The organism is Treponema sp. J25, assembly GCF_004343725.1.
Taxonomy (GTDB): domain Bacteria; phylum Spirochaetota; class Spirochaetia; order Treponematales; family Breznakiellaceae; genus J25.
The window spans coordinates 24,017-30,762 of the sequence record NZ_PTQW01000025.1 but is presented as its reverse complement, the minus strand read 5'-3'; the positions used below and the strand labels follow the sequence as shown (position 1 = coordinate 30,762).

At 47.8% G+C, this 6,746-nt stretch carries 4 protein-coding genes; all 4 read right to left on the bottom strand.

The window, feature by feature from the left end; genetic code table 11:
- Positions 1–207: 207 nt before the first annotated feature.
- Complete coding sequence (malQ, locus tag C5O22_RS08705; RefSeq protein WP_132780977.1) at positions 208–1,761, bottom strand: 4-alpha-glucanotransferase; 1,554 nt, start codon at positions 1,759–1,761, stop codon at positions 208–210.
- 265 nt (positions 1,762–2,026) lie between these two features.
- Positions 2,027–2,731, bottom strand: coding sequence for an AAA family ATPase (locus C5O22_RS08700; RefSeq protein ID WP_132780976.1), 705 nt, complete (start codon positions 2,729–2,731; stop codon positions 2,027–2,029).
- Positions 2,732–2,742: 11 nt separating this feature from the next.
- Entirely contained in the window at positions 2,743–4,836 is a 2,094-nt protein-coding gene (fusA, locus tag C5O22_RS08695) for an elongation factor G (protein ID WP_132780974.1), read from the bottom strand.
- A 346-nt stretch (positions 4,837–5,182) separates the two neighbouring features.
- Positions 5,183–6,679, bottom strand: coding sequence for a hypothetical protein (locus C5O22_RS08690; RefSeq protein ID WP_132780973.1), 1,497 nt, complete (start codon positions 6,677–6,679; stop codon positions 5,183–5,185).
- Between the last annotated feature and the right edge of the window lie 67 nt (positions 6,680–6,746).

Below are 6,746 nucleotides of genomic sequence, written 5' to 3'. Positions count from 1 at the left end.
AGGCTTTTTTTATTTCCCACCCCCGGTATAACCGGCCCACTTAGCCAAGATAAGGGGCGGCGAGTGGCCACCTCTGGGTACTGTATCGGTGCCACCTTTACGGTAGGGTCTTTCTAGCTTTTTCTGCTTGTTCCTGTATTTTGTATTGGGTCCAGAAAACAAAAAAGGGCTAGCCTTCAATTTTTGGCCAGCCCGGACACGCATGTCTTAGGATTTTTCTATATTGCGTCCATAAAGCCGGGAGAGTTCCCGTATTTCTCGGGCCAGTTCCTGGGTATACTGATGTTCGAGACTCCTCCATTTCCAATTACAGCCGAGAGTAGAAGGGGTGTTAATCCGGGCTTCTGAACCTAGTCCGAGGTAATCCTGTAGAGGGATGATGCAGAATTTGCTGACCGATGCCATCGCAAGTCTGATAAGGGCCTTCGTAAGATTTTCCGGAGTATATCCAAGATAGCGGTAAATAAAATCGATTTCAGCTTTGCTTGCTTTTTCTATCCATCCCTTAAGGGTATCGTTGTCGTGAGTACCTGTATAGACTACACTATTGGGGTTATACATGTGGGGTAGAAAATCGTTAAGGGTGTTTCCATCCTTCCCGTTTTCATTCGCATCAAAGGCAAATTGAAGGATTTTCATTCCCGGTAACCCAAAAGAGTCCCGCAAGTCTCGGACTTCCTCGGTTATAAACCCTAGGTCTTCTGCGAGAATAGGAATTTCTCCTAAAGTTTCCTTTAGTTTTTTAAAGAATTCATGACCAGGCGCTTTTTCCCATCTACCATGTTCTGCCGTAGGGTTCCCAAAAGGAACTGCCCAATAGGCTTCGAAACCCCGGAAATGGTCGACCCTGAGATAATCGTACAGTCTAAGATTAGCTTGTATTCGCTGTATCCACCAGGCAAAGCCTTCTTCCTTATGTTTTTCCCAGTTATAGAGCGGATTTCCCCATAATTGACCTGTCTTGGAAAAATAATCCGGCGGGACTCCCGCTACGGCAAGGGGTTGACCCTTCTCATCTATCTGAAACAGTTCTCGATGGGCCCATACATCAACTGAATCGGCGGCGACAAAAATAGGAATGTCCCCAATGATACGGATACCCTTGCGGTTTGCATATTCTTTAAGGGTATGCCATTGATCGAAAAAGAAATATTGAATGACTGCCCGAATTTCCATCGATTTTTGATGAGCCGGGTCCGCTTTCCACTGTTGGATCGCCTGGGGGTCCCGAAGAGCAAGTTCTCGAGGCCAGTAGTTTGACCACATGGCTCCGAAACGTCCTTCGTCTTGAGCTTTTTTATCATATACATCCTTAATATCCATAAAAAGGATGTAATCCTCTAACCACCAGGCTTCTTGATCCCTAAAGAGTTTATAGGCCTCCTTTTCCTTTTCTGAAGCTTTTTCCTGGAAAAGCTGAGCCGCTTTGCAAAGTTTGTCAAACTTCCAGGGAATGATAGTTCCATAGTCAATATATTCCTGATTATGAACAGGACAGTCTGCTAAATCTCCTTCGGAAAGATAGCCTTTTTCAATAAGAATATCGAGTCCAATGAGGAGGGGATTCCCTGCAAAGGTAGAAAAGGATGCATAAGGAGAATCCCCATAGCCAGTGGGCCCCAGGGGAAGGACCTGCCAGAGGGTTTGTCCTGCCTTTTCGAGCCAGTCAATGAACCGAAAGGCGTTCTTCCCTATGTCACCAACACCATAGGGACCGGGAAGGGATGTAGGATGCAATAGGATGCCACTTCTTCGAACCATAAATCCTCCATTAAACCGGTTTAGTATAGCAGGAATTGCCATTTAATGCAACCAAAAAGAAATGAAGAAACTTTCCTATCTTATAACTTTTATAACAGGTTATCATTACTTTCACTATAATAAAATTTTCTTTTTAAAAAAAGTCAAAAGTAATATTTTTACGGCCTTTGTCAAATTATTGACTGATATCGATAGCTAAACAAAAAGGGGCTTCTCGAGGAAGCCCCATATCTCATAGTTTTCTTGCCAGCCCTCTCGAGAGTTCTTACCGTTCTGCAATAAGGAGTGTTTTACTATCCAGTTGCAGTTCTAAGTCGGTGGGATTCATAATCCCTCGATCTTTTACCACCTTTAGATGAATGTAATCACTCTTGGGATCAAGAATAACAATGATGTCTAATAATTCGATGTAATCCTTTAAAATAAGGGGAATATTGTTTTTATCATAGACCGGCTCTTCTGTACCCACATTACAGCTATACCAAATCTCAAGTCCCAATTCTTTTGCGAAGGATTTCATCTTTGAAAGATGTTCGATGGTCGTGCGGGAAAAGTCAAAACCATCGATGATAAGCGCATCTGCCGCAAAGCCTCCTTCGATTATCATGGCCCGAAGACTTCGAATGATTTGATCGATCGTTACCCCATCCTGATTGAAATTCATGATAACCCGGTTCTTTACCAGTTCATTTTTGACTTCTACCGGATGTTCAAGGTTCTTCTTACGGGATATTTCGGAAAAGATATCCTCATACCAGGCAAGCACATAATCAGTATGCTGAGTAAACGAGACATGAATAACTTTTTTCCCCTGCATGAGTTTGTCCAGGGCTATCTGTACGAGGACGGAGGTCTTTCCAATTCCTTTGCGCGCCGCAATGATCCCGATCTCTCCCGCCTTAAGCCCCCCGTGGATAGACTTTTCAAAGATCCGGACGGGACTGCGTTGAATGAGTTCCTGTTTGATCATCTAACCTCTCCTTATTTCTGTTGTTCCTTCTTTCGCTTCTCCTCATACTCCTTAATAAGGGTCTCGGAGATGCTGGATGGAACCTTACCGTATTTGAGGAATTCCATGGTAAATTCCGCTTTCCCCTGGGTAAGGGAGCGAAGGACCGTGGAATAACCAAACATTTCACTCAGCGGCACTTCCGCTTCCACCCTACAGTAGGTCCCTTCCTCAGTGGATGAGGTTATTATACCACGACGCTGATTAATTGAGGCAAAAATATTTCCCTGAAATTCGGTGGGTCCTTCGACGGAAACCTTCATGATAGGTTCAAGAATGCAGGGCTTGGCCTTGGCGTATCCTTCCCGGAAGGCACCGATAGCCGCAAGCTGGAAGGCTATATCCGAAGAGTCGACGGGGTGGGACTGACCATCATTAATAACACACCGGACCCCTACAATCGGGAATCCAATGAGGGTCCCCCGTTTCATAGCTTCCCGGAAGCCCTTGTCACAGCTGGGGATAAACTCATTCGGGATGGCTCCCCCTTTAATCATATCTACAAATTCGTAGTCCTTGTCTTCCAGGGGTTCCATATATCCTGCTACCCGACCATACTGACCAGAACCACCGGTCTGTTTTTTATGGGTATAGTTAAACTCGGCCCGCTGGGTAATGGTTTCCCGATAGGCAACCTGGGGCATGCCGGTTTCAACTTCGCACTTGTATTCCCGCCGCATCCGTTCGATATACACTTCCAGGTGCAGTTCTCCCATCCCCTTGATGATGGTCTGGTTCGATTCAGGATCCACATAGGCCTGGAAGGTCGGGTCCTCTTTGGTGAACCGATTGAGGGCCTTGGACATCTGATCGGCCGATTTTTTGTCCTTGGGGGTGATAGCCAGCGAAATGACGGGTTCAGGAACATACATACTCGTCATCGCATAGTTGATGGAGGGTGAACAGAAGGTATCCCCCGAGGCACAATCAATACCGAAGAGGGCCACAATGTCTCCCGGTGCCCCTTCGTTGATATCTTCCATATGGTTTGCGTGCATACGGACCAGCCGTCCCACCTTAAAGCGCTTGCGGGCCCGGCTGTTGTACAGTTCATCTCCTTTTTTGATGGCCCCCTGGTAAATTCGGACATAGGTAAGCTGTCCGTACTGGCCATCTTCAAGCTTAAAGCCGAGGGCCACCGTGGGTAGATTCTCATCGGCCTTAAGCTCTACCTGGGCCTCATTGTTATCAAGGTCGAGGGCATAATTCTTTACTTCCGTCGGATCAGGAAGATACCGGGTTACTCCATCCAGAAGCAACTGCACCCCCTTGTTCTTGTAAGCTGATCCCATCATGACGGGAACAAACTGCTCGGCGATGGTAGCCTTCCGGATAGTAGCATGAATGAGTTCCTCAGGGATTTCTTCACCACCGAGATAGAGTTCTGCCAGTTCATCGTTGAACATGGACAGGGCGTCGAGCAGTTCTTCCCGGTACTTTGCCGCATCAGCCTGAAGGTGGGCAGGAATTTCCGCGTAACGTACCTGGGTCCCCTGGTCTCCGTCAAAGTACACCGCTTTCTGGCTAATAAGGTCTACAAGACCTTCTAGCTTATCCTCGAGCCCAATAGGGATTTGCAGGAGTACCGCATTCAGCCCTAGTTTTTCCCGGAGCTGCATCCGCACTTTAAAGGGGTTCGCCCCGGTGCGGTCGCACTTGTTCACAAAGGCAATGCGAGGTACATGGTACCGTTTCAACTGACGGTCTACCGTAATGGACTGGGACTGGACTCCCCCAACGGCGCACAATACAAGAATAGCCCCATCCAGAACCCGAAGGGAGCGCTCTACTTCGATGGTAAAGTCCACGTGACCGGGAGTATCGATCAGGTTGATAGTGTATCCTTTCCATGTAACCTGGGTTGCCGCAGACTGGATGGTAATACCCCGTTCCCGTTCCAGTTCCATGTGATCCATGGTGGCACCCACACCGTCTTTACCCTTTACTTCGTGAATCGCGTGAATTTTGTTAGTGTAAAACAAAATTCGTTCAGAAAGGGTCGTTTTACCAGAATCGATATGTGCACTGATTCCGATATTCCGCATCTTTGTAATATCGATGCCCATCTCCTTATCTACCTCTCGTCCTTGTTATAGGTTCCCGCACATCCTGGCGGGCTTGGCTTTGCTCAGTATTACTGTGCCCCGGGAAGGGAAATCTGATATGACAGGGCTCCCCTTTTGTTGGTACTGCACTTCCGGTGGCGAAACAAGACTACTTTTGTGCTCGCTTTGATGGAAATGATTCGGAAGCGACTTGTACTTTACTTCCAGTTTGCAGAGTATAGTAATAAATGCAGAGAATTTCAAGGGGTTGCATTGAGACTTTAAAGATGCCCCCCCTTATTTTGAAGATTGAAGAGGAAAGCTACCTTTTGCGCACTCCTTTATACCAGAGAGCGTATACAGAGGATTACCATTTGCTCCTCCACGACAGGGTGGCTTCGTAGGTATTGGTAGGGGAAGTATAGGTCCCCTCAAGGGATAGGGAGAAAGAACGTATCACCGCTGAAAGGGCCAGGGTATACTCACCGGTGACGATTTCGTCGGGGAAGCGGTATCTCCACAAGGTCGTTGCAGAAAACCCTATTCTCTGCCACCGGTAGGCAAGGGTTAGTTTTTCTGAAAGGTCTTTGAATAGGAGGGCGGGGTCCCCACTTACTGGTGAAGAGGATTGCCACCAGGTTTCCAGGGTATTCCGAATTTGAAGATGGGCGAGGGAAGTAACTATTGAAAGGCTATACGTATCCTGGATGATAGTATCCGTGTATACTCTTTTATACGAAAAGGTGCTTTCCTGGGGGACAAAGAAAAAACGTCGGTAGTTATCCCGTACGGTCCCTGAGATTTTTATGGTATGAATAGATAGTGTATCGCTGTTCCCTTCTACTTGAGAAACCAGGGACCATCCAATTTCAGAGAAAGAGAGGGGACTCCCTTTGCTTGGCCGTCTTGGGATGTATCCAAAAAAACTTTGAAGTCGATAGTTCCTACTCTGCAATTCCCCACCTGGACTTCTGTATGCCCCTAGAATACCATCGCCAGCAAGGCGGAGTTCCCAGGGGGCGGGTGCATAGCGGACGGCCCCATGCATATACCAGCCGGTTTCTCCAAAGTAGGTGGACGAATAGGCCAGGGAAAGCCCGCCACTCCCTGCTGTGCCACGATACCACAGGGTTCCCGCCCATACTTCAAACGGATGGGCAGGAAGAAGGGGAACCGCTGAAAACCAGGTTGTAGCCGTAGGGGCTTCTACAGTTCCCCGGTAATATAGCCCTTCTATGGCGAACGTTTGATGCTGAGGCAGCAGAAAGGAGACCCCTGTACCATAGGTCCCCCAGGGAAAATTCTGGGCATCGATGTGAACAAACGAAGTGCCTTCCACAAAAGATCCCAGGGGGACCACGATTTTACCATACCATTCTTCTTTCCCCGAAGAACTTGGGCTTGTGGCAAGGATTGCCGTTGAAGATCTATAAGAGAAAGGACCCGTTAGGTCTTTCCCCATAGGGTTGGTGATACGGCTTTCAAGACCCTGGATGGTGCAGTTGCCAAAAAGAAAGCGGGAACCGGTGGGCCCATGGAACAGTCCTACATTAGGGATGGGGATCGTTACTTCCTGGGGGACTGTCCAATCGGACCAGGTGTAAAAAAAGATCCCCCGACTTAAAAATGAAATGGGGCGAATCTGCGTAGCAAGATCAAACTGTTGCTGCATCGTCCCGTTGGTGGTTATGGCCCCCCTACTTTTTACATGAAAATCAATAAAAGGACTGGCCTCCTGAATGGTGGTGGCCTTTCCCTTTGGCGCCGCTGGGTGGGCCTTTGTTGGCTTGGGAGATACCGCATATGCGTACAAGCAGCCCCCTATCCAGAGGGATAGCATGAAAATTACCCGCCGTTCCTGCATACCCAAATATAGAAAGAAAATCTCCCCTGTGCTTGAGAAACGGCGGATTACTCTACTTGTATTCTGG

Coding starts and splice junctions, on each gene's coding strand:
- malQ (WP_132780977.1), bottom strand. CDS start 1,761: ATGGTTCGAAGAAGTGGCATCCTATTGCATCCTACATCCCTTCCCGGT.
- C5O22_RS08700 (WP_132780976.1), bottom strand. CDS start 2,731: ATGATCAAACAGGAACTCATTCAACGCAGTCCCGTCCGGATCTTTGAA.
- fusA (WP_132780974.1), bottom strand. CDS start 4,836: ATGGGCATCGATATTACAAAGATGCGGAATATCGGAATCAGTGCACAT.
- C5O22_RS08690 (WP_132780973.1), bottom strand. CDS start 6,679: ATGCAGGAACGGCGGGTAATTTTCATGCTATCCCTCTGGATAGGGGGC.